15 protein-coding genes are annotated in these 23,597 nt (G+C 70.8%); 3 read left to right on the plus strand and 12 right to left on the minus strand.

Features of this window, described 5'->3' with window-relative positions:
* Nucleotides 1-10: 10 nt before the first annotated feature.
* The 6 genes from DX914_RS11700 to pilG form a co-directional block, all read right to left on the minus strand.
* On the minus strand, nt 11-1,567 hold the full coding sequence (locus DX914_RS11700; protein ID WP_147300658.1) for a chemotaxis protein CheB: 1,557 nt from the start codon (nt 1,565-1,567) through the stop codon (nt 11-13).
* Nucleotides 1,560-8,036 carry an Hpt domain-containing protein gene (locus tag DX914_RS11705; RefSeq protein ID WP_115859313.1) on the minus strand — a complete coding sequence of 2,159 codons (6,477 nt, stop codon included), beginning with the start codon at nt 8,034-8,036 and terminating at the stop codon, nt 1,560-1,562. The genes DX914_RS11700 and DX914_RS11705 overlap by 8 nt, the downstream gene beginning before the upstream one ends.
* Nucleotides 8,037-8,135: 99 nt before the next feature.
* Nucleotides 8,136-10,157 (minus strand): methyl-accepting chemotaxis protein, encoded by a 2,022-nt coding sequence (locus tag DX914_RS11710; RefSeq protein WP_115859314.1) that lies wholly within the window; start codon nt 10,155-10,157, stop codon nt 8,136-8,138.
* 108 nt (nt 10,158-10,265) lie between these two features.
* Nucleotides 10,266-10,817 carry a chemotaxis protein CheW gene (locus DX914_RS11715; protein WP_115859315.1) on the minus strand — a complete coding sequence of 184 codons (552 nt, stop codon included), beginning with the start codon at nt 10,815-10,817 and terminating at the stop codon, nt 10,266-10,268.
* Nucleotides 10,818-10,835: 18 nt separating this feature from the next.
* Entirely contained in the window at nt 10,836-11,201 is a 366-nt protein-coding gene (locus DX914_RS11720) for a response regulator (RefSeq protein ID WP_115859316.1), read from the minus strand.
* A gap of 19 nt (nt 11,202-11,220) precedes the next feature.
* Nucleotides 11,221-11,619 carry a twitching motility response regulator PilG gene (gene pilG / locus DX914_RS11725; RefSeq protein WP_055900524.1) on the minus strand — a complete coding sequence of 133 codons (399 nt, stop codon included), beginning with the start codon at nt 11,617-11,619 and terminating at the stop codon, nt 11,221-11,223.
* Between the two features lie 340 nt (nt 11,620-11,959).
* Between pilG and gshB the strand changes: the two genes are divergently transcribed.
* The gene (gene gshB / locus DX914_RS11730) at nt 11,960-12,913 is read left to right on the plus strand and encodes a glutathione synthase (RefSeq protein WP_115859317.1); all 954 of its coding nucleotides are present in this window, start codon (nt 11,960-11,962) and stop codon (nt 12,911-12,913) included.
* A complete protein-coding gene (locus DX914_RS11735) occupies nt 12,910-13,797 on the plus strand; it encodes an energy transducer TonB (RefSeq protein ID WP_115859318.1) in 888 nt (295 codons plus the stop codon). The genes gshB and DX914_RS11735 overlap by 4 nt, the downstream gene beginning before the upstream one ends.
* A gap of 15 nt (nt 13,798-13,812) precedes the next feature.
* On the opposite strand, the gene lepB is transcribed toward DX914_RS11735, so the two are convergent.
* The 6 genes from lepB to mrcB form a co-directional block, all read right to left on the minus strand.
* Nucleotides 13,813-14,430, minus strand: a complete 618-nt coding sequence (gene lepB / locus DX914_RS11740) for a signal peptidase I (RefSeq protein ID WP_115859319.1) — start codon at nt 14,428-14,430, stop codon at nt 13,813-13,815.
* 303 nt (nt 14,431-14,733) lie between these two features.
* Nucleotides 14,734-15,453 (minus strand): tRNA (adenosine(37)-N6)-threonylcarbamoyltransferase complex dimerization subunit type 1 TsaB, encoded by a 720-nt coding sequence (gene tsaB, locus DX914_RS11745; RefSeq protein WP_115859320.1) that lies wholly within the window; start codon nt 15,451-15,453, stop codon nt 14,734-14,736.
* A gap of 39 nt (nt 15,454-15,492) precedes the next feature.
* Nucleotides 15,493-15,903 (minus strand): VOC family protein, encoded by a 411-nt coding sequence (locus DX914_RS11750; RefSeq protein WP_115859321.1) that lies wholly within the window; start codon nt 15,901-15,903, stop codon nt 15,493-15,495.
* 31 nt (nt 15,904-15,934) lie between these two features.
* A complete protein-coding gene (gene yoaA / locus DX914_RS11755) occupies nt 15,935-17,977 on the minus strand; it encodes a DNA repair helicase YoaA (RefSeq protein ID WP_115859322.1) in 2,043 nt (680 codons plus the stop codon).
* A gap of 18 nt (nt 17,978-17,995) precedes the next feature.
* Nucleotides 17,996-18,565, minus strand: a complete 570-nt coding sequence (locus tag DX914_RS11760) for a tetratricopeptide repeat protein (RefSeq protein WP_115859323.1) — start codon at nt 18,563-18,565, stop codon at nt 17,996-17,998.
* Nucleotides 18,566-18,573: 8 nt separating this feature from the next.
* Nucleotides 18,574-20,970 carry a penicillin-binding protein 1B gene (gene mrcB / locus DX914_RS11765; RefSeq protein WP_425480680.1) on the minus strand — a complete coding sequence of 799 codons (2,397 nt, stop codon included), beginning with the start codon at nt 20,968-20,970 and terminating at the stop codon, nt 18,574-18,576.
* A gap of 128 nt (nt 20,971-21,098) precedes the next feature.
* On the opposite strand from mrcB, the gene DX914_RS11770 reads away from it, so the two are divergent.
* Nucleotides 21,099-23,201 (plus strand): glycosyltransferase, encoded by a 2,103-nt coding sequence (locus tag DX914_RS11770; protein WP_115859324.1) that lies wholly within the window; start codon nt 21,099-21,101, stop codon nt 23,199-23,201.
* The last annotated feature ends 396 nt before the right edge of the window (nt 23,202-23,597 follow it).

A 23,597-nucleotide genomic window follows, 5' to 3' on the forward strand; every position in this document is an offset into this window, starting at 1 on the left:
GTTGCGTTCCTCAGGACCAGCGCGCGGCCAGGCGCGCGGCCAGATCGGCCGGTTGGCCCGACTCGCCGCCGCGCGCGATCAGCGCGTTGGGCGCGGCCGCGTCGAAGCAGCCGTCGGGCGCCTGACCGGCGACCAGCGCGCCGGCCCAGGAGTGGTTCATGGCGGCGTCGACCAAAGCCGGGTCGCTGCCGCTGAGCATCAGCACCGCGCTGTCGCCCGGCGGCAGCGCCGCGAGCACGTCGTTGCCGTCGCCGTTGAACTGGATGCCCGAGTCGCCGACGGTGACGCCGACGCCGGCGGGCAGGATGTAGATCACCCCGGCGATGGCGCGCGAACCGGGCTCGGCCAGCTTGACCAGGATCGAGGTCGCGCGCTGCATCTGCGCGACCAGCTTGTCGTAGCGGCCGCCGTCCAGGCGCTGTTGCACCAGCACCGGACGCGGGAAATCTTCGGGCATCGCGCCCAGCAGCTGGCGCACCGCGTCGGGGCCGCCGATGCCGGCCAGCACCAGCACGGCGCCGCCGGCGGCGTGGGCCGGGCGGTCCTGGACCAACTCCAGGCCGGAGATGCGCTGTTCGATCGCGTCCAGATCGTGGCGCAGGCCGTTGCCGTCGGCGCGCGCGGCGCTGGCCGCGGGCGCGTCGTCGGCGAAGCCCCAATCCGGTGCGGCCGGCGGCGCCTTGTCGGCCGCGGGTTCCGGCGGCAACGGCGGCGGCGCGCGTTCGGACACGAACTCGAACTTGGTTTCGTACATCATCACCGGCGCCGGGTCGGCCTTGGGCGCGACGGCGGCCGGCTCGACGGGGGCCGTGGTTTCGAATTCGGGCGCGTCGAACTCGGCCTCGAACGCGGGCGCTTCGAACACGCGCGGTTCGGCTGCGGCGGCCGGCTCGAACTCGTCGTCGAAGCTGGACTCGAACGGCGCCAGCTCGATCGGCGCTTCCTCGGCATGGGCCTGCGCGGGCGCATCGACGTCGAAGGTGGATTCGAACGGCGTCAGCTCGGCGGCCGGGCCGTCGTAGTCGTTCTCCAACTCGATGGCGGCCGGCGCCGGCGGCAGCTCGGCGACATGGTCGTTGGCGACGAACGACAGGCCGCCGCTGGGAATCTCGGCGGCGACCGGATCGAAACCGGTATAGGCCTCTTCGCGCACCGGCGGCACGTAGGGCCGGTCGGCGTCGGGGGCGAACAACTCCTGCTCCGGCTCGGGCTCGCGACCCGGCGGCAGCACGTCGGAATGGCCGTGCAGCTTGGCGCTGATGTGGCGAATCCAGCGCGCGGCGTCCCAGCCCTCGCGCACGGCGGCGAGCTCGGCTTCCTCGAACAGCACTTCGATCGAGGGATCGATCAATACGTCTTCGAAGCGTTCCAGCGCATCCTCGGTGACCGGGTCCAGCGCCACCACCACCACCTGCGGCGCGGCCGCGCTCAGGTCGGCCGGGGCCAACCGGGTCGGGTCGGCTTCCAGCACCAGCTGCGCACCGGCGTCGTTGAGCGCGGCGCGCAGGCGATCGCGGGCCGCGCCTTCGCGCGCCAGCAGCACCACTCGTCTGCTCGACTCACTCATGGTGTCGCGCGATTCCCAGCAGTTCGAACACGTTGCGCATCAGTTCCGGCTCCTGGTACGGCTTGCCCAGGTAGCGTTCCACGCCGATCTCGAACGCGCGCTGACGGTGCTTGTCGCCGGTACGCGAGGTGATCATCACGATGGGCACGCCGCGCAGGCGCGCGTCGTTCTTCATCGCCGTGGCCAGCTCGTAGCCGTCCATGCGCGGCATTTCGATGTCCAGCAGCATCAGGTCGGGGACCACGTCGGTCATGCGTTCCAGCGCGTCCAGGCCGTCCTTCGCGGTGAGCACCTCGAAGTTGTGGCGCTCCAGCACGCGGCCGGTGACCTTGCGCATGGTGATCGAGTCGTCCACCACCATCACCAGCGGCACGCGGCGGGTTTCCACCGGCGCCACCGGCACCGGCACGTGGTCGCGCGGCAGCAGGGCATGGCGGCGCACCAGCGGCGCCACGTCCAGGATCACCACCACGCGGCCGTCGCCCATGATGGTGCCGCCGAAGATGCCCGGCACGGAGGCGACCTGCGGACCGACCGGCTTGACCACGATTTCGCGGTTGCCCACGACCTGGTCGACGGTGACCGCGGCGCGCAGATCGCCGGAGCGGATCAGCAGCAGCGGCATCTGCAGGTGGCCTTCGGCCTTGGCCGGCGCGTGGCCGAGCAGCATGCCCAGGTCGTGCACGGCGTAGTCTTCGCCGCCGTAGCGGTAGCTCGCGCCTTCCTCGTCCAGGCCGTCGCGGGAGATGCGGCCCACGCCGCGCACCGAGGCGATCGGCACGGCGAAGGTGGTGTCGCCGATGCGCACGAACACCGCCTGGGTGACCGCGAGCGTCTGCGGCAGGCGCAGGGTGAAGGTCACGCCCTGACCGGGGCGCGAATGGATGTCGAGGGTGCCGCCGAGCTGGCGCACTTCGCTGGCGACCACGTCCATGCCCACGCCGCGGCCGGCCAGGCGGCTGACCTCGTCGGCGGTGGAGAAGCCGGGCTCCAGGATCAACGCGTCCAGATCGCTGTCGCTCAGCACCGCGTCGCTGCGCACCAGGCCGCGTTCTTCGCCGCGGCGGCGGATCGCGGCGCGGTCCAGGCCGGCACCGTCGTCGGCCACTTCCAGCACGACTTCGGAACCTTCGCGGCGCACCGCGATGCGTACCGTGCCCTCTTCGGCCTTGCCCGCCTTGCGGCGCTGCGCCGGCCCTTCCAGACCGTGCGCGACGGCGTTGCGCAGCATGTGTTCCAGCGGCGCGGTCATGCGCTCGAGCACGTTGCGGTCGAGTTCGCCCTGGGTGCCTTCCAGCTTGAGCTGGACCTGCTTGCCCAGTTCGCCCGCGGCCTGACGCACCACGCGGCGCAGGCGCGGCAGCAGCGCATCGAACGGCACCATGCGCGTGCGCATGAGGCCTTCCTGCAGCTCCGAGCTCACGCGCGACTGTTGCAGCAGCAGGGTTTCGTACTGGCGGGTCAGATCGTCCAGCGTGGTCTGCAGGCTGCCCTGGTCGGCCGCCGATTCGGCGAGCGCGCGCGAGAGCTGCTGCAGGTTGGAGAAGCGGTCCAGTTCCAGCGGATCGAAGGACTGGTCGCTGGCGTCGCCCTCGCGCTGGTAGCGCGCGATGATCTGCGCTTCGGTTTCGATTTCCAGGCGGCGCAGCTGGTCGCGCATACGCGTGTTGGTCTGCGCCATTTCCGCGATCGCGCCGCGGAACGCACCCAGCTGCTGCTCCAGGCGGGCGCGGTAGATCGCGACTTCGCCGGCGTAGTTGACCAGGCGGTCCAGCAGGTCGGCGCGGATGCGCACCTGTTCCTGCGGGGCGCGCACGCCGATGTCGTCGTCGTCGCCGGCGGCCAGGTCGAACACCGGCGCCGACAGCGGCTTGAGTTCGACCTTCGGCGCGGTGGCGGGGACGATGGTGCCGTCGTCGGTGACCGTGGGCGCGGTGTAGATCTCGCCGCGGGCGCGGGCATCGAACTCGGCGATCAGCGCCTCGGGCATGGCGATCGCGCGGCGGCCGCCGACGCGGGTGACCATGGCATGCAGGCGGTCGAAGCCGCGTTCCAGCAGCGGCACGCCGTCGCGGCCGAGTTCGCTGCGCTGGTCGACCACGGCCTCCAGCAGCGACTCCATCGCATGGCCCAGTTCGCCCACGGCCATGATGCCGGCCATGCGCGCGCTGCCCTTGAGGGTGTGCAGCTCGCGCTGCAGGCCGATCAGCGGCTGGCGTTCGCTCGGGGTCTCGCGCAGCTGCGCGAGCTGGCCGTCGGCGGCGTCGAGCAGGTCGCCGGCTTCCTCGACGAAGATGTCGACCAGTTCCGGGTCGAGTTCGCTGAGGTCCAGCGCCTCGTCCGGGTCCGGGTTGGCATCGACGATGCGGGCCAGGGTTTCCGGCAGCGGTTGTTCTTCTTCGATCTCCGCCGTTTCGGCGGCAGCGACGGGTTCGACGTAGGCCGTTTGGGCTTCGGTATCGGCCTGGTCTTCGTCGTTGGCGGCCGGCTGCGGCGCCAGGCCGTCGGCGGACGGCGCCAGCGCGGCCGCGATCGCGGCTTCGGCAGCGGCCTGCTGCTCGCGCGCGACGCGTTCGGCTTCGGCGTATTCGGCTTCCAGGCGCGCGTACTCGCGCTCCTCTTCGGCCACGCGCTCGGCTTCGGCTTGTTCGGCGGCGATGCGCTCGGCTTCCAGGCGTTCGGCTTCGGCCTGCTCCGCGGCGAGGCGTTCGGCTTCCAGGCGTTCGGCTTCGGCCTGTTCGGCGGCGACGCGCTCGGCTTCCAGGCGTTCGGTCTCGGCCTGCTCGGCGGCGATGCGTTCGGCTTCGAGGCGTTCGGCTTCGGCCTGCTCGGCGGCGATGCGTTCGGCTTCCAGACGTTCGGTCTCGGCCTGCGCGGCGGCAAGGCGCTCGGCTTCCGCCTGTTCGGCGGCAACGCGTTCGGCTTCGGTCTGCTCGGCAGCAACGCGTTCGGCTTCCAAACGCTCGGCTTCGGCCTGTTCGGCCGCGACGCGCTCGGCTTCCAGACGCTCGGCTTCGGCCTGCTCAGCGGCGACGCGTTCGGCTTCGAGACGTTCGGTCTCGGCCCGTTCGGCGGCAACGCGCTCGGCTTCGAGACGTTCGGCCTCGGCCTGCTCGGCGGCGACGCGCTCGGCTTCCAGACGTTCGATTTCGGCCTGTTCGGCGGCGACGCGCTCGGCTTCGAGACGCTCGGCCTCGGCCTGCTCGGCGGCGACGCGCTCGGCCTCCACGCGCTCGGCCTCCACGCGCTCGGCTTCGACGCGCTCGGCCTGCAGACGCTCGACTTCGCCATCGCTGGCGAAGGCGGAGGTCGTCAAGCCGGCACCGATGCCGATCAGGGCGGCCAGGGCGCTTTCGTCGCGTTCCGGCGCATCCAGTTCGGCGGCGCTGCTGCCGCGCACCAGGCCGGCCGGCGCTTCGATCTGGGCGTCGTCGAACTGGCCGAATTCGCTGAGATCCAGCGCAGTGGTGAGTTCGCTGTCGTCGGGCAGGTCCGCGACCTCGACCGGCAGGTCGGCGGACGCGTCCACCGGCAGGTCGATGGGCGGATGCGCGGCGCGGGCGTCGGGCAGGCTGTCGCGCAGGGCGACCATGCGCTCGGCCAGGCCCGGGAACACCGGCACGCTCTGCGGCTCGGACTTCAGGCTGGCCAGGGTCCGCTCGATCGCGACCGCGACCGCGGCGATCGCCGACACGCCTTCGGCGCTGGCCGGCTGGCCGCTGGCCAGCAGGCGCTTGACGTAGACCTCGGTGGGCGCGACCACGTCGGTGATGACCGGGACTTCGGTCATCGCGAACGCGCCGTTGAGGGTGTGGATGGCGCGCTGCAGGCCGTCGTCGGCCGGCTGCGGCGCCGCCTGCGCGGCGGCGAGCCAGCGCTGGATGGTGACCAGGTGACCGGTGACCTCGGTGTCCAGGATCTCCAGCAGCACCGCGTCGACCGAGGCCGGCACGCTGTCGTCGGCGGGCGCGGCTTGCGGCGCCTCCGGCTCGGCCAGCTCCACGGCCTCGACCGCTTCGATCGCTTCGACTTCTGCGATGTCTTCGACGACCGGTTCGGCCACCGCTTCGGGCACCGGCTCGGCTTCGACCACGGGCGGCGGCGCCACCGGCGGCACCAAGTGCATCGGCCGGTAGAAGGCTTCCTCGCCGGTGGCCAGCAGTTCGGCATGCGCCTCGATGCCGGCCAGATCGGCGGTGATCGGACCTTCGTTGCGCAGCGCCGAGTACAGCTGCGGCAGCGCGCGGTGGGCGTGGCCGACCAGATCGATCAGTTCGGGGCTGACCGTGCGGCCGTGATCGCGCACGCGGTTGAGCAGGCTTTCGATCTTCCAGCTGAACTCGCCCAGGGTCTTGGCGCCGACCAGGCGGCCGCTGCCCTTGAGGGTGTGGAAGACGCGACGGATCGGGTAGAGCTTCTCCACGTCCTCGGGCGCTTCGCGCCAGGCCGGCAGCAGCTCGTCGAGGTTGCCGATCTCTTCCTTGAACTCTTCCAGGAAGATGTCGCGGATCTCGTCGTCGATGTCGTCGCTGTGTTCGAAACCGCCGGCGGCGGCGGATTGGCGCGGGACTTCGGCGACGGGCGGCTCAACCGCGGCAGCAGCCGCGACGGCGGCCGCCGGAATCTGCGCCTGCGGCTCGGGTTCGACGAAGTCCAGGTGCGCGCGGCCCTGCACCATGGCGTCGATTTCCGCCGCTTCCGGCAGGTCGATGCGGCCGGCGGCCGGGGCTTCGGCCTGCGGTGCGGTGCCGACGGCCGGTTCGCGCACGATTTCCGGCAGCGGCCAGTAGCGCAGCGCTTCCAGGCTCTGGCGGGCGATGTCGAGGATGTCGTCGCGGTTGGGACGCTGCTCGCGCAGCGCCTCCAGGTAGTACTCCAGGCTGGCCAGGGCATCGGCCAGGGTGTCGAGCTGCTGGCCGTTGGGCACGCGGCGGCGGCCGATCAGCTCGACTTCGGTGTAGCGCTTGACGCCGGTCAGGTAGTCGGCGGGCAGCGGCAGTTCCAGCATGCGCAGCGCGCCGGCGACCTCGTCGAGCACGCGCGGCACTTCGTCCAGCTCGGCGTGATCCCAATTGGTCTCGACGAAGGCGACGAAGGATTGGCGCGCATCGCCGAAATTGGCGATGGCTTCGCGCACCACCACGTCCAGCACCTTGCGCGATTCGCCGGCGAGCAGGTCCTCGTCGGCCTTGTCCTCGGGCAGGCCCAGGCGCGAGACCTGGTCGTCCAGCGAGGCGTCCACATAGAGCAGCGCGCCGGCCACGTCGAGCAGCGCGCCTTCGTCGGCCGGGCGCTTGCCGTCGACGATTTCGGCCATGGCATCGCGCTGCTGCAGCACGACGGTGCGGGCCACGCCCAGGCCCATCATGCCCAGGGTGTCGCTCACGCGCGCCAGCGCTTCCACTTGCGGACCCAGCTGACTGGCGTCGGTCTGGTTGGTGCGCAGATGCAGGTCCAGCGCGTCCTTGACCCGCAGCAGGTCTTCCTTGATCGCCGCCGACACGGTGTCGAGCAAGGCGCGGTTGCGGCCGCTGAGGCTGCCGCGCGCGTGTTCCAGCTCGGATTCGCTGGGCAGGTGCGCGGCCAGTTCGAAGGTCTGGCGCAGGTCGTCCAGCGCCGGGTGGCGGCCGTCGCTATGGGCGACGTGGTAGAGCAGCTGCCGGGTCGGCTCGGCCGCGGGCTCGCCGCGCGGGGCGGAGAAACCGTCGTCGGCCAGCATCTGCCGGGCTTCGCGCTCGACGCCGCCGAAGGCCTGGCGCAGCGCTCGGGTCGGCGGCAGGGCGCCGTCGCGCAGCGCGCCGGCCACCGAGGAGGCGACCCAGAGCATGCGCCGCACCGGTTCCAGGACCACGTCGGCGAGCAGGCCGTCGACGGCCTGGGCCAGCTTGCCGGCGTCGGCCGGCAGGCCGTCCTCGGGCCACGCCGCCAGGGCGTCGCGCAGCGCGGACAGATGATGATGGGTGGCGCTGCGCGCGGAGGCGGCATTGCTGGCCGCGGGCGGCGGCGGCAGGTGCGCCGGCAGCGGACGGTCCAGGTCGGGCGCGAACAGCACGCTCTCGCTCAGGCCGGGCTCGCCGCGCGAGGCGCGCAGTTCGTTGAGCAGCGGCAGCAGCACGATCGGAATGTCGCGATGGCCGCCCTGCAGGCGTTCCAGATAGTCGGGCAGCAGCACCGCGCCGCGCATCAGCGCCGCGCAGGCTTCGTCGCGGTCGCCGACCTGCCCCTGTTGCAGGGCCAGCGCCAGGCGCTCCATTTCCTCGGCCACCATCGCCGGCGCGTACAGCTCGACCATGCGCAGGGTGCCGTGCACCTGGTGCAGGTGGCCGGCGCACAGCCGCATGCGGCTGGCGTCGGCGGGATCTTCGGCATAGGCCTCGATCTCCTGCCGCGCCTGGCGCAGGGTTTCGTCCAGCTCCGGCTTGATCCAGCCCAGCGTGGTGGTGTCGATCGCTTCCCGCAGCGCCGTCATGCCGCACCTGCCTGTGTTAGGCGGCGGCGCGTTCGCCGGTCCTGGGGAAGCCTTGCGGCTGGGATGTTCATCCTCGATGCGACCTCGTCGTCCCTAGGCTCAGGCCGGCAGCTTGAAGTCGGCGACCGAGCGGCGCAGGTCGGCCGCCAGCTGCGCCAGGTTTCCGATCGACTCGGCGGTCTGGTTGGCGCCTTGCGAGGTTTGCGAGGTGATCTGCTGAATCGTGTTCATCGTCTGGGTGATGTTCGAGGCCGCGCTGGACTGCTGCTGCGCCGCGCTGGAAATGCCTTGAATGAGGTTGGACAAGTCGGACGACACCTTTTCGATCTCGCCCAGCGCGGTACCTGCGTCCTCGGCCAGTCGGGCGCCGGCGACCACTTCCGAGGTCGTCTGCTCCATGGAGCTCACAGCTTCGTTGGTGTCGGACTGAATTGTCTGGACCAGCGTCTCGATTCGCTTGGTCGCGTTGGACGCGCGTTCGGCCAGTCGCTGCACTTCGTCGGCCACCACCGCGAACCCGCGGCCCGCTTCACCGGCCGAGGCGGCCTGGATGGCGGCGTTCAGCGCCAGGATGTTGGTCTGTTCCGAGATGTCGTTGATCAGTTCGACGATGGAGCCGATTTCCTGCGAGCTTTCGCCCAGGCGCTTGATTCGCTTGGAGGTTTCCTGGATCTGATCGCGGATCGAGTCCATGCCCTGAATCGTCTGCCGCACCACGCCGGCGCCCTTGGTCGCGATCTGCACCGAGCGCTGCGCCACGTCCGCCGATTCGGCCGAGTTGCGCGAGACCTGGTCGATCGAGGCCGCGATTTCGCTGATGCGGTCCGAAGCCGAGTTGATTTCCTGGGCCTGGTGTTCGGCGGCCTCGGCCAGGTGCATGGCGGTGGCCTGGGTTTCCTGGGCGCTGGAGGCCACCTGCACCGAGGTGTCGGTGATCGTCTGCACCAGGCTGCGCAGCTGTTCGACGGCGAAGTTGATCGAGTCCGCGATCGCGCCGGTCATGTCCTCGGTCACGGTCGCCTTCACGGTCAGGTCGCCTTCTGCGAGCGAGCCCATTTCGTCCAGCAGGCGCATGATCGCCTCCTGGTTGCGGTCGTTCAGTTCCTTGGTGGTCTGGTAGCGCTTCTGCTGCGCGCGGTTCAGCGAGAACAGCAAGCCGACGATGGCGAACAGGGCGACCAGGCCGGAGATGATCGACACCAGGATGTGGCCGATCGGGTTGGTGCTGCGCACCGAGCCGAACGAGGTGAAGGCGTTGAACAGGTTTTCGCTGTCGCCCAGCAGCTTTTCCGAACCGCTGGTGATCTGCTCGGCCGCGGACTGCGCGGTGAACAGCTTCTGCGAACTGGCGTTGATCGCGTCCAGGTCCTTCTTCATTTCGGTCCACAGCGACTCGGCCTGGCCCAGCGCGGCCAGCGCGCCGCCGTTCCCCAGCGGGGTCACGCCGAAGGAGGCGTCGCCCTTGCGCAGGCCGGTGAGCACGTTGCCGAACACGGTGGCGTCGCGGCCCAGGGCCTCGCCGGCCAGGGCGGCGCCGCTGCCGCCGGCGCGGATCTGGGTCAGGCGCTCGTTCATCTTGCCCGACAGCACCACCTGGCGCAGGGCGATGTAGACCTGCGAGGAGGGCGAGCCGGAGGCCGACATCGCGCGCACCAGTTCGTCCAGGCGCGCCTGCAGCTGCGGCACGCGGGCGGCGAAGCTGTCGGCGTTGCCGGCCAGGGCCAGCACAGCGGCTTCCGAGGCGATCACCTGGTCGGCGTTCTTGCCCATCACCTCCCACGAGTCGGTCACCGTGCCGATCGGGCCGGATACGCCGGTGGTGGTGCCGTAGTTGGCGTTGAGGTTCTTGACGTCGCTGTCGATCTGGGCCTTGGTGGCCTTGAACTGGGCGAAGGCCTCCTTGGCGCCGCCGACCGCCTCGCGCCCCTGCACCGCCAGCTTCTGCGAGTTCACCTGCAGGCTCGAGGCCGAGGAGCTCGCGCCGCCCAGCTGCGCCGCCTTGTAGGTCGCGTAACCGGTGTTCAAACCGAACACTGTCACCGAGATGCCCAGGATGATCAGCCAGGTATTGACGCCCAGGTTGCGGCCCTTGCCGGCCACGTTGTCCATCACAGTGCTCATGTTCGACCTCAGGAAGTGTTGCTTATTCGGTTTCGGCGGTTGGGCGGGGGAACGGACTGGGTGCGGCGTTTTTTGCGACGTATTGCTTAAACCGGCGGGGCAAACCGGTCAGGCGGCCGCCTGGCGGAACTCGGGCGTGCGGGCCAGCCGTTCCAGGCTGAAGATCCCCCACGGATGGTCGGCCAGACGGTAGGCGCGGTCGACGAAATGCGCGTAGCGGCCTTCGGACAGGCGCTCCAGGGCGATTTCGTCGGCGGCCACCAGCTGCTGCTCGTTGAAGCTGCGCTGGCCGTAGAGCTCGTCGATCAGCACGGCGACGTCGCCGCCGGGCTGGCGCACCAGCAGCACGCGCTGGCTTTCGTGCAGCACGGTGCGGCTGCCTTCGAGGAACTGCTTGAGGTCGACCACCGGCAGCAGATTGCCGCGCACGTTGGCCAGGCCCAGCATCCACGGCTGCGCGCCGGGCACCGGGGTGACCTGCGGCAGCGGCAGGATTTCCAGCACTTCGTCGAAGGCCGAAGCCAGGCGGCGATCGCCGATGCGGTAGCCCACGCCGCGCCACAGGCCCGGCGCGTCCAACTGTTCGGGCAAGCCGACGACGTGCGCCAGGCTGCGGCGCTCGTAATCGGCCAGCACATCGAACGGCGACTGCGTGTTCATAGGTCCCACCTGGCGGCGTCAGCCACCGAGCAACGCGTTGATGCGCGCGATGAGTTCGTCCTCGCGCGGCGGCTTGACGATGTAATCCTTGGCGCCCTGGCGCATGCCCCAGGCGCGGTCGGTGTCCATGCCCTTGGTGCTGACGATCAGCACCGGGATGGCGCTGGTGTCGGCGTCGCGCGAGAGCGCGCGGGTGGCCTGGAAACCGTTCATCCCCGGCAGCACGACGTCCATCAGGACCAGATCGGGCTTCTCGCGCTTGCACGCTTCGATGCCGTCCTCGGCGCTGCCGGACGCGAACACCTCGTGCCCGTTGCGCTGCAGGAGCTGGGTCAGGACCGCCGTGTCGGTCGGCGAGTCCTCGATCAGAAGAATGCGTGCCATTGAGTGCCCTACCCCCCGGTCAGGCGTGTACGTGCTTACGGATCGCGTCGAGGAGTTCCTCGCGCGTGAACGGCTTGGTCAGATACTGCTCGGAGCCGACGATGCGGCCGCGGGCCTTGTCGAACAAGCCGTCCTTGGAAGACAGCATGATCACCGGCGTGCTCTTGAACAACTGGTTGTTCTTGATCAACGCGCAGGTCTGATAGCCGTCGAGTCGCGGCATCATGATATCCACGAAGATGATTTGTGGATGCTGGTCGGCGATCTTCGCCAGTGCTTCGAATCCGTCCGTGGCCGTGACCACCTCACAACCTTCGCGTTTCAACAGCGTCTCGGCGGTTCGACGGATGGTCTTGGAGTCATCGATCACCATGACCTTCAAACCGTCGAGGCTGCCGTTACGAGCCTCATCGAGCATTCTTTGTATCCCCCGGAGCGAAACGCCGCGCAATCCCCCGGCGCGTCGCGAAGATGCCTTTATTCCAAGCCGCGCGCATGCTGTCAAGCACGCAATTCCAGCGCTAAAGCTGAACGCGTGGAGCGCGGCGCCGCCCGGCCGGCGGCCTTTGGGCGGGTGTCGCGGTCCGTCGCATCCGTAGCGTACGCACGGCATTGGGTCGATCCCGCCGGAATCCGGCGAAGGCCCGACCCGACGAGTCAGAAACGGCCCGCTGTGGACCATTCCTGACGCTACATGATGGCAGATATCGGCGACCCGCCTGCTACCATCGCGCACATTTCCTGCAACGACTTCGTCTATGCCGCTCGACATCGTGGTGGTGATGGACCCGATCGGGTCGATCAAGATCGCCAAAGACTCCACCTTCGCGATGCTGCTGGAGGCCCAGCGCCGCGGCCACCGCCTGCACTACGTGCGCCCGGGCGGGCTGAGCCTGCGCGACGGCCGCGCCGAGGCCGCCGTGGCCCCGCTGAGCGTGCGCGAGGACCCCAAGGGCTGGTACGAACTGGGCGCCTGGTCACAACGCGTGCTGGGCCCGGGCGACGTGGTCCTGATGCGCAAGGACCCGCCGGTGGACGACAACTACCTGCACGACACCCAGATCCTGACCGTGGCCCAGAACGCCGGCGCCCTGATCGTGAACGACCCTCAGGGCCTGCGCGACTACAACGAGAAGCTGGCCGCCCTGCTGTTCCCGTCGTGCTGTCCGCCGACCCTGGTCAGCCGCGACCCGGCCGAGCTCAAGGCCTTCGTCCACGCCCACGGCCAGGCCGTGCTCAAGCCGCTGGACGGCATGGGCGGGCGCTCGATCTTCCGCGCCGCGGCCGGCGATCCCAACCTCAACGTGATCCTGGAAACACTGACCGGCGGCCATGGCCTGGCCCTGGCCCAGCGTTACCTGCCGGAGATCCGCGACGGCGACAAGCGCATCCTGCTGGTCGACGGCGAGCCCGTGGACTACTGCCTGGCGCGGATCCCGCAGGGCGACGAGTTCCGCGGCAACCTGGCCGCCGGCGGCCGCGGCGAGGGCCGTCCGCTGAGCGAGCGCGACCGCTGGATCGCCGCCCAGGTGGGCCCGGAGATGCGCCGCCGCGGCATGCTGTTCGTGGGCCTGGACGTGATCGGCGACTACCTGACCGAGGTCAACGTCACCAGTCCCACCTGCATCCGCGAGCTGGACGCCCAGTTCGGCCTGAACATCGCCGGCCAGCTGTTCGACGCGATCGAAGCCCGGATGGCGCCGGCCGCATGAGCGCGGCCGCGGCCCCGGCCGGCACGCCGCCCCGCCGCGACGACGGCGAGGGCCGCTTCAGCGCGACCATGGTGCTGTCGCTGCTGGTCCACGGCGTGTTCGTGCTGGGCGTGGGCTACGCCCTGGAAAAAGCCGCCCCGGTCATGCCGACCCTGGACGTGATCCTGACCCAGACCTCGACCGCGCTCACGCCCAAGCAGGCCGATTTCATGGCCCAGGCGAACAACCAGGGCGGCGGCGAGCACGACAAGAGCCGGCGCCCGCGCGACAACCAGTCCGGCCCGGCCCCGCAGGCCGAGCCCGGCGTGGCCGCGCGCGCCCTGCAGGCGCAGTCGCCGGCCCCGGCGCCGCCGCCGCAGGCGCGGGTCATCAGCAGCAGCCGCGGCGAGGACCTGACCGCGCGCGCCCAGGCCACCACCCCGCCCAGCGAGCGGCCGCTGCCCTTGGGCCGGGAAAAGATCGATCGCGACATCCGCATGGCCCGGCTGGCCGCCGAGATCCACCTGCGCTCGGAGCGCTACGCCAAGCGGCCCAAGCGCAAGTTCGTTTCCGCCAGTACCCAGGAATACGCCTGGGCTGGCTACCTGCGCGGCTGGGTCGACCGGGTCGAGCGGGTCGGCAACCTCAACTACCCCGACGAGGCGCGCCGGCGCCGGCTGCAGGGCCAGGTGGTGATCAGCGTGGCGATCCGCCGCAACGGCACGGTCGAGCGCGCCGACATCGTCCAGTCCAGCGGCATCCGCCTGCTCGACGACTCGGCCCTGCGCATCGCCCGCCTGGCCGAGCCCTATCCGCCGCTGCCGCGCACCGACGAGAACCCGGACATCCTCCACGTCACCCGCACCTGGCAGTTCCTGCCCGACGGCGCCCTGGTCGACGAGTAAGCCCGGCGGCGGCCGCTACAGCCGCCGCCAGACCGGGCCCACCCCGCTGCGCCAGTACACGCCCAGCGCACGCGCATACAGGGAACGGGCCGGGACCAGGCCGAAATAGCGGCCGTCCTGGCTGTTGCCGCGGTGGTCGCCCATCACCAGCACCTGGCCGGCGGGGATGACGGCGTCGAGCACGTCGGGGCCGCCGCCGGCGTCCAGGTTGAGCTCGGCGCGGTGCTCACCGAACCATTCGACCTGTGCCTCGCCCGCCGACGCCAGCGGCACGCCGTCGATCGACAGGTGCCCGCCGATCACGCTGACCCGGTCGCCGCCGACCGCGACCACGCGCTTGATCAGGCGCGTGCCGTCGGCGGGCGACTTGAACACCACCACCTCGCCGCGCTGCGGCTGGCTGCGTTCGATCAGTACCGTATCGGTGTAGGGCAGGCGCAAGCCGTAGGCCGACATGTCGACCACGACGCGGTCGCCGGGCATCAGGGTGTGCTCCATCGAGCCGGAGGGCACGACGTAGTGGTTGGCGAAGGAGGTGCGCGCGACCGTCAGCAGCACCAGCATCACCAGCAGGGACTTGCCTTCGCTGCGCAGCCAGCCGCGCAGGCCGGGTTGTCGTGCTTGCTTCGCCATGGGGTTCTCCTGGGGGCGAAGCAGGTGACCGGGGGCAGGACCGCTAAGTTCCCAGCCCCTCACCCCTCACCGTCATTCCGGCGAAAGCCGGAACCCACTTTGACCTTCGCTTCTTACAGCTCAGGTATACGCAGGGAAAACCCAAAAGCAAAATGGTTCCGGCTTTCGCCGGAATGACGGGGTTCGGAACCCTGGATTTGGGAACGACGGGCTTTGCAGCGACGAACGCGGACGTCACCGCTTTGGAACGGCACGAAGCCGCCGTAGCGAGCGCGCGGCGGCCTATCCAGAGAGTCCCGTAGATCAACGCCCCGCGCGCAACGCCTGCTGCTCGGCGATGGTCAAAGCGACGTTGTTGCGCAGGTAGGCCGGCTCCACCCGCTCGGGCGCCAGCGCTTCGCCGCGGGCGTAGGCGGCCACGGCCAGGCGGGCCACGTCGGCGGCCTGCGGCAGCGCGGCCGCGCCCAGGGCGGCGAAGCGGCCGGCCAGGTGCTGGGGCAAGGCGCCGTCGGCAGCCGCGAAACCGGTGCCCACGCCCAGCCAGCCGTCGGCGCCGTCGGGCAGTGCGGCCGCGGCCGGGGCGAGCACGGCCTCGGCATCCAGGGCGCGGGCGTCGCCGCCGCGCAGTGCGAAGGCGCCGGTGTAGACCTCACCCATGCGTGCGTCGATCGCGGCCAGCACGCGCGCACCGTCGGCGTCGCCGCCGGGCAGCGCGGTGGCGCGCAACGCCAGCGCGGCCAGGGTGGATACCGCGACGATCGGACGGTCCAGCGCCAGGGCGATGCCCTGCCCGATCGCGATGGCCAGGCGCACGCCGGTGAACGCGCCCGGGCCGCGGCCCAGGGCGATGGCGTCGAGCTGGGCCTTGGCGATGCCGGCCTCGGCGCACAGCGCCTCGGCCCAAGGCAACGCGAGCTCGGCGTGGCGGCGCGGCGCCAGTTCGTAGCGCTGGCGCAGTTCGCCGTCGATCCACAAGGCGACCGAGCAGGCTTCGGTGGCGGTTTCCAATGCCAGGAGCTTCATGCGGCGATTATCGCGCGGATACGGCGGCCGATCGCCATCTCAATACCCGGGCGCCGGCTGCCACAGCTCCAGCAGGCCGCCTTCCGGATCCAGCGCGTAGCCGAACTTGCCCTGCTCGGATTCCTCGTAGCGGTCCAGCACGGTGCAGCCCTCCTCGCGCAGCGCCTGCAAGGTGCCCTGCAGGTCGTCCACGCGCAGGTTGAACATGTAGGGCTTGTCGCTGGGCTGAAAGTACTGGCTGTCCTGGCCGAACGGCGCGAACACCGTGCAGGCGTTGCCGTCGTTGTCCGCGCGCTTCCAGTGGAACAGCGCGCCGCCCCAGTCCTGCACGTCCAGGTCCAGATGGCGCTTGTACCAGGCGCCCAGCGCGGCCGGGTCGCGCGCCTTGAAGAACACCCCGCCCAATCCGTGCACGCGCGGCTTGCGCGCTCCCGCATCCTGTTCGCTCATGGCCTGGCTCCTGCTCCACGGTGACCGCGCTTCAGCGGTAGTAGTAGTCCTCGCCCTCGGGCGCGGACGCCTGCGATTCTAGGGCCATGGGGCGGCCGGCGAAGAAATCGGCCACGTCCTCGACGCGGCGGCTGCGCGGCAGCGGCGGCAGCGAGTCGAAGAAGGTGCGGCCGTAGCTCTTGGACAGCAGGCGCGGGTCGCACAGCATCAGCACGCCGCGGTCGGTCTCGGTGCGGATCAGCCGGCCGGCGCCCTGCTTGAGCGCGATCACCGCCTGCGGCAGCTGTTCGTCGCGGAAGGGGTTGCCGCCGCTGCGGCGGATCGCGTCCAGGCGCGCCTCGAACACCGGGTCGTCGGGCGCGGCGAAAGGCAGCTTGTCGATGACCACCACGCTCAACGCGTCGCCGGCCACGTCCACGCCTTCGCGGAAGCTGGCCGCGCCCAGCAGCACGCCGTTGCCGGAGGCGCGGAAGCGTTCCAGCAGCACGGGCCGCGGCGCCTCGCCCTGCACGAACAGCGGCCAGGGGCCGTCGCGCAGCAATTGCGCGGCCTCGCGCAGCGCGCGGTGCGAGGCGAACAGTACGAAGGCGCGGCCGCCGGACGCTTTCAGCACCGGCCGCAGCTTCTCCACCAGGCTTTCGTTGTAGTTGCGCACCATCGGGTCGGGCAGGCCGCGCGGCAGGTAGCACAGCGCCTGCTGCGGCCAGTCGAAGGGGCTGGGCGCGAGCAGGGTGCGCGGCTCGACCAGGCCCAGCTTGTGCGCGTAATGATCGAAGCGCCCGCCCACGGCCAGCGTGGCCGAGGTGAACACCCAGGCCGCGCGCGAGCGTTCGCGGTGCTCGGCCAGCGGGCCGGCCACGTCCAGCGGCGTGCGGCTGAGGCGGAAGCCGCGCGCGGTGAGTTCGTACCAGAGCACGCTGGCGTCGTCCGATGACCCGGAACGGTCGCTGTCTTCCGCCGTGTCGCCGTCCTCTTCGGCCGGCCGCGGCACATCGCCGCGCCAGCGCTTGAGCTTGCTGCGGAAGTCCTGCGCGCGCGCATGGCAGCCGTCGAAACCCGGCGAGGCCGAACGCAGTGGCGCCAGGGTGTCCTGGAGTTGCGCCAGCGCCGCGTCGAGCGCGTCCAGGGCCGCTTCCACTTCCGCCTGTTCGGCGGCGCGGCGTCGGGTCGCGCGCACCGGCAGTTCGTCCATGGCCGCGCGCAGCGCGCGCACCGCCTGTTCCAGTTCGCGCGCCGGCGCCTGCAGCGTGGCCAGCGAGCCAGGCGATTGCTTGCATTCGGCCAGCGCGTCGCGCGCCAGTTCCACCAGCGGCCGCGCGCTCAGCGCCTCGCCGAAGAACTGACCGGCCAGGTCCGGCAGCTGGTGCGCTTCGTCGACCACGAAGGCCTGCGCGCCGGGCAGGATCTCGCCGAAGCCTTCCTGTTTCAGAGCCAGATCGGCCAGCAGCAGGTGGTGGTTCACCACCACCACGTCGGCGGCCTGCGCGCGCTGGCGCGCCTGCACCACGAAGCAGTCGCCGAAGAACGGGCATTCGCTGCCCAGGCAGTTCTCGGCGGTGGAGGTCACCATCGGCAGCAGCGGCGAATCTTCCGGCAGCGCCTCCAGTTCGGCCAGGTCGCCCATGCGCGTGCGCCCGGCCCAGGACACGATGCGCTGGAACTGCGCGGCCAGTTCGCGGCTGGCGAAGCGCGGCTCGCCCTGGGCCTGCTTCATCCGGTAATGGCACAGGTAGTTCGCGCGCCCCTTCAGCAACGCGGTCTTCAGGCCCACGCCCAAGGCGTCGCGCACGCGCGGCAGATCGCGGTGGTAGAGCTGGTCCTGCAGCGCGCGGGTGCCGGTGGAAACGATGGTCTTCAAACCCGACAGCAGCGCCGGCACCAGATAGGCGAAGGTCTTGCCGGTCCCGGTGCCGGCCTCGGCGATCAGGGTGCCGCGCGCTTCGAACACGTCGGCGATGGCCGCCGACAGATCCTGCTGCGCCGGCCGCGGCGCGAACGCCGGCAGCGCGCGCGCCAGGTCGCCGCCCTCGCTCAACGCGGTGCGGCTGGCGACGCCCAGGCGGCCAGTCTCCATTACCACGGCCTCATCGGATCAGTACCGCGGCGGCGCCGAAACGGTGCAGGCCTCGACCTGGGCGCGCGCGGCAGCCACGTCCTTGCCGATGCGGCTGATGTTGGCGCTGGCCGCGGGCAGCTCTTCCTTGTACACGGGCGTGGTCTTGAGCACGTCCAGCCGGTGCTGGCGCACGGCCGCGATCGTCGACCAGTGCCGGCGGCACAAGGGGCCAACCTTGGAGCCGCCGTCGAAGGCCTGCTTGGCGTAACGTTCGGCATCGTCGAGCTTGCGCAGCAGCAACGCGGTTTCGGCGCGTTCCTGCAGCAGCGCCGGATCGCCGGCGTTGATCGCCAGCGCCTGATCCAGGGTGGCGGCGGCTTCGGCGTATTTGCCCTGCTTTTCCAGCGCGCTCGCGCTCTGGCGCAGATCCTCGACCCGGTTGTCGCGCAGCGGCTGCACGTCGAGTTCGCGCGTGGCGGCGGCGGATTGGCGGATCGCCTTGACCGCGGTCTCGGCGTCGTAGGCCGGCTCGGGCGCCGGCGGGGCGGACACGCAGGCCGCGCACACCACGGCCAAGCTCAGCGGTAACGCCCAACGAAACTTCATCGACACGATCACTGCTCCTGCTGCGGGGCGCTTTCGGCGGGCTCGGGCTCGTCGTCGCGCTTGCCGATACCGAACCAGTCGCGCCAGCCGCCGCTTTCCTCTTCCGGCTCGGCCTGCGGCATCGGGCACGGCGCGTAGTCCGGCGCGAAGCCGGCCACGAAGGCGAAGCGGCGCGCGCTGGCGCAACCGGGATCGGTGGTGTTCTGGTTGACCACGAACTGCCAGTCGATGCCCTTGTCGCCGACCTGCAGCGGCGCGCTGGGCAGGCGCGAGAAGATCGCCGACCACACCCGCATCGCACCGGTGCCGCCGTACAGGCCGGTTTCCTTGTTCTGGTCGTTGCCGACCCAGATCACCGCCAGGTGGTCGCCGGTCCAGCCGGCGAACCAGCTGTCGCGGCCGTCGTTGCTGGTGCCGGTCTTGCCGGCCGGCGACAAACGGCCCAGGCCGTCGCCGACCAGCTGGCGACCGGTGCCGCTGGTCACCGCGTGCTGCAGCGCGATGGTGATCAGGCGCGCGGCGATCGCATCGCCCTCCTGCGCCGGCGCGGGTTCCTTGTCGTAGCGGTTGACCGCGCGGCCGTTGGCGTCGAGCACGCCGCGCACCGCATGCAGCGGCTGGATCTCGCCGCCGGAGGCCAGGAACTGGTACAGCTGCGCCATCGCGTACGGGCTCTGATCGACCGAACCCAGGATCAGCGAAGGATTGGGCGTGGCCTCGATCCCGGCCAGGGTCTTGATCAGACCGCCCAGACGTTCGGGCGCGACCTGCATGCCCACGCGCACGGTGGCCTGGTTGTAGGACTGCGCCAACGCGTCGATCAGGCGCACGGTACCGTGGCTGCGGCCGTCGGAGTTGCCCGGGGTCCAGCGCTTGCCCTTGCCCAGGGTCACGGTGACCGGGGAGTCGTCGACGTAGCTGGCCAGCGAATACTTGCCCGGCTGCGCCAGCGCCAGCAGGTAGACGAAGGGCTTGAGCAGCGAGCCCACCGGGCGCTGCGCCTCGACCGCACGGTTGAAGCCGTGCTGGGTGAAATCGCGGCTGCCGACCACGGCCACCACTTCGCCGTTGTGCACGTCGGTCACCACCAGGCCGGTGTTGAGCGGCGGGCGGCGCTTGTTGTCCAGGCTCTTGAGCGTGCGCGTGACCGCGCCTTCGGCCTGCGCCTGCGCCGACGGCGCCATGCCGCTCATCACGCTCAGGCCGGCGCCGGCCAGCGCGTCGGCCGGATAGTCGCGCGCGAGCTGGCGGCGGATCAGGTCGACGTAGGCCGGGAACCGGTTGGCGGCGGTGCTGCCGGGGGTCTTGGTGACGCCCAGCGGCGTCTTCAGCGCGCGCTGGTATTCGGCGTCGTCGATGAGCTGGGTTTCGTGCATCTCGCCGAGCACGAAGTTGCGCCGGTCCAGCGCGCGCTCGGGATTGCGCCGCGGATCGTAGTAGGACGGGCCCTTGACGATGCCGATCAACAGCGCGATCTGCTCGGTGCTGAGGTCGCGCAGGTCGCGGCCGAACCAGAACTCGGCGCCCGCGGCCACGCCGTGGATCGCCTGCGAACCGCGCTGACCCAGATAGACCTGGTTGAAGTAGGCCTCCAGGATGGTGCGCTTGTCGTAGCGCGCCTCGATCAGCAGCGCGTACAGGATTTCCTTGGCCTTGCGGGTCGGGGTCTGCTCCTGGCCGATGCCGAGCAGGCCGCTGCGCGCGAGCTGCTGGGTCAGAGTGCTGGCGCCCTGGCGGGTGCCGGTGGCGGTCTTGAACAGCGCGCGCACCATGCCACTGATGTCGATGCCGAAGTGGCTGTTGAAGTCGCGGTCCTCGACCGCCTGCAGGCCGGTGACCAGCAGTTCGGGCACGTCCTCGATCCGCACCAGCCGGCGCTCTTCCTGCTTCTGGCCGTACAGGGTGGCGATGCGCGCCGGATCCAGGCGCGCGACCTTCAGCGGTTTCTTGCTGGCCACGTCGCGCAGGCTGGCCACGCGGCCGCCGGACAGCACCAGTTCGACGCGGCGTCCGGGCACGGCGCCGTCGACGTCGTTGTAGCCGCGGCTGGAGATGGTCCAGCGCCCGCCTTCGCGGGCGTAGGTGCCGGTGCGCGCGCCGGCGCCGTCGTCGCGGTAGGCGGCGGCGTCGAGCTCGGTCTTGAGCGTGGTCGCGTCCAGGGTTAAGCCGGGAGTCAGTTCCAGCGGCCGCGCGTACACCCGCGTCGGGATCTGCCAGCGCAGCTGGCCGAAGCGCTGGCCGACCTCGTGATTGAGGTAGAGCGTATACGGGATCAGGAATCCCAGGCCCAGGCCGATCGCCGCCAGGGTCCAGGTGACGAGCCGGCGGCGCCAGCTGGGAGTGCCGCCGCCGTCGGACGCAAGGTCGTCGGAACTGTCGTCTTCGTCGTAATCGATTCGGGCCACGGCATGGGACAATGACAGGGCGGCGCCCTAGTAGCCTTCGAGTCTAACGCAGCCGGCCGGCGCCGCCGCAGGGCGGGCCCGGCGCCGCGCCGCGTACTTTGGAATTCCTTCAGCATGGCATCCGATCGATGGCGATGAGCTGGACCGATCTTCGGTTCTTGTTGCAACGGGGGACGGGTCTGGCGCGGCGCGGATTGATCAGCCTGCGCACCCGCGGCCTGGGCCCCACCTGGCAGCGGATGCTGCGCCAGTTCCACCGGGTGCCCGAGGCCCAGCGCGCGGCGCTGTGGCTGCCCGCGGCCGAGCCGTTCGCGCCCTTCGTCCTGCCCACCTCGCAGACCCCGCGTGCCAGCGTGGTGATCCCGGTCTACAACCAGTTCGCCCACACCCTGGCCTGCCTGCGCGCCCTGGCCGCGCGGCCGCCGCAGGCCGCGTTCGAGGTGATCGTGGTCGACGACGGCAGCAGCGACGCCACCCAGGCCTCGCTGCTGCAGGTGCAGGGCCTGCGCTACCACCGCCGCGCCGCCAATGGCGGCTTCATCGCCGCCTGCAACGACGGCGCCGACCTGGCCCGCGGCGAGTTCGTGGTGTTCCTCAACAACGACACCATCCCGCAGCCGGGCTGGCTGGATACCCTGCTGGCGACCTTCGACGAGCAGCCGGGCACCGGCCTGGTCGGCGCCCAGCTGGTCTACCCCGACGGGCGCCTGCAGGAAGCCGGCGGCATCGTCTTCGACGACGCCAGCGGCTGGAACTACGGTCGCTTCGACGCGCCCGACCACCCGCGCTACGCCTTCCTGCGCGACGCCGACTACTGCTCGGGCGCGGCGATCGCGCTGCCGACCGCGCTGTTCCGCGAGCTGGGCCGTTTCGACGCGCGCTACGCGCCGGCCTACTACGAGGACACCGACCTGGCCTTCGCCGTGCGCGCGGCCGGGCGGCGCGTGGTCTACCAGCCGCAGTCGCGGGTGGTGCATTGCGAAGGCATCACCGCCGGCACCGACACCGGTTCCGGGGTCAAGGCCTACCAGGTGCGCAACCGCGGCGTGTTCGCCGACAAGTGGCGCGATGCGCTGTCGCGGCAATGGCCGGCGGCCACGCCGGCCGAACGCGCGGCCTTCCCGCGTGGGCGCCGCAGCGTGCTGATCGTGGACGCCCTGGTGCCGCAGCCCGACCGCGACTCGGGCTCGCTGCGGCTGGTCAACCTGATGCGCCTGCTGCTGGAGGAAGGCGCGCATGTGGTGTTCGTGCCGGCTTATCTGGCCCACCGCGACGCGTCGGTGGACGCGATGCGGCGCATGGGCGTGGAGGTGTGGACGGCACCGGACCTGGGCCGTCTGCCGGCCTGGCTGCGCGAGCACGGCCCGCGCTTCGACACCGTGGTGGCCTGCCGTCATTACGTGCTCAGCGAACTGCTGCCGCTGCTGCGCAAGCATGCGCCGCAGGCGCGCGTGGTGTTCGACACCGTCGACCTGCATTACCTGCGCGAACGCCGCGGCGCCGAAGTCGCCGGCGACGCCGCCCTTGCGCGCGTGGCCGAAGCCACGCGCAAGCTCGAACTGGACGTGATCGCGCGCAGCGACGCCACCCTGGTGGTCAGCGAGGTCGAGCGCACGCTGCTCACGCAGGACGCGCCGCAGGCCCAGGTCGACATTCTCTCCAACCTGCACCGCATCGCCGGTGCCGGGCAGCCGTACGCGCAACGCCACGACCTGGTCTTCGTCGGCGGCTTCCGCCATCCGCCGAACGTGGACGCGGTGCGCTGGTTCGCGCTGGAGGTGTTCCCGCTGATCCGCGCCGAATTGCCGGAACTGCGCTTCCACTGCATCGGCGCCGACACCCCGCCGGAAATCGCCGCCCTGGCGTCGGCGCCGGGCATCGAGATCCACGGCCATGTGCCGGACCTGGACCCGTACATGGACGGCGCGCGCATCGCGGTGGCGCCGCTGCGCTACGGCGCCGGGGTCAAGGGCAAGGTCAACCTGAGCATGGCCCACGGCCAGCCGGTGGTCGCCACCGGCTGCGCGGTCGAGGGCATGCATCTGCGCGACGGCGAAGACGCGCTGGTCGCCGACACGCCGGCCGACTTCGCCGCCGCCGTGGTGCGGCTGTATCGCGATCCGGCGCTGTGGCAACGGCTGTCCGAGAACGGACTGCACAACGTGCAGACGCATTTCTCGCTGGACGCGGCGCGCGAGGTGGTGCGAAGGGTGTTGTTGCACGGGGGATAGTGCAGCTGGCGCCAGCGGTTGCTATCCCGCGCGCCCTCACCCCAACCCGCACCCCGGCCCGCCCGCAGTGCGGTCGGGCGTTCGGTGCAGCGCGAGCCAATGGCTCGCAAGCGCTGCCCCTCACCCCGTGAACGGGAGAGGGGCTAAAGCAGAAGCGGCGTCGGATGCATCCCCTCTCCCGCTTGCGGGAGAGGGTTAGGGTGAGGGGGTGAGCGAAGCGAATGCTCTTGCTCCTCGCTCGGGCACCGAACTCGCCGTACCAATAGAAGACCCGGAGAGCCTGCCCCCGCGAAGGCGGGGGGCGGCGCACAGGAGCGCCGTTTTTCGCTGGCACAGGGATGTGCCATCGAAAAATCCCGGCGCAAACTCCGATCTCGCAGGGGAGCTCTGGCCAAG

It is taken from the genome of Lysobacter silvisoli (assembly GCF_003382365.1).
Taxonomy (GTDB): Bacteria; Pseudomonadota; Gammaproteobacteria; order Xanthomonadales; family Xanthomonadaceae; genus Lysobacter; species Lysobacter silvisoli.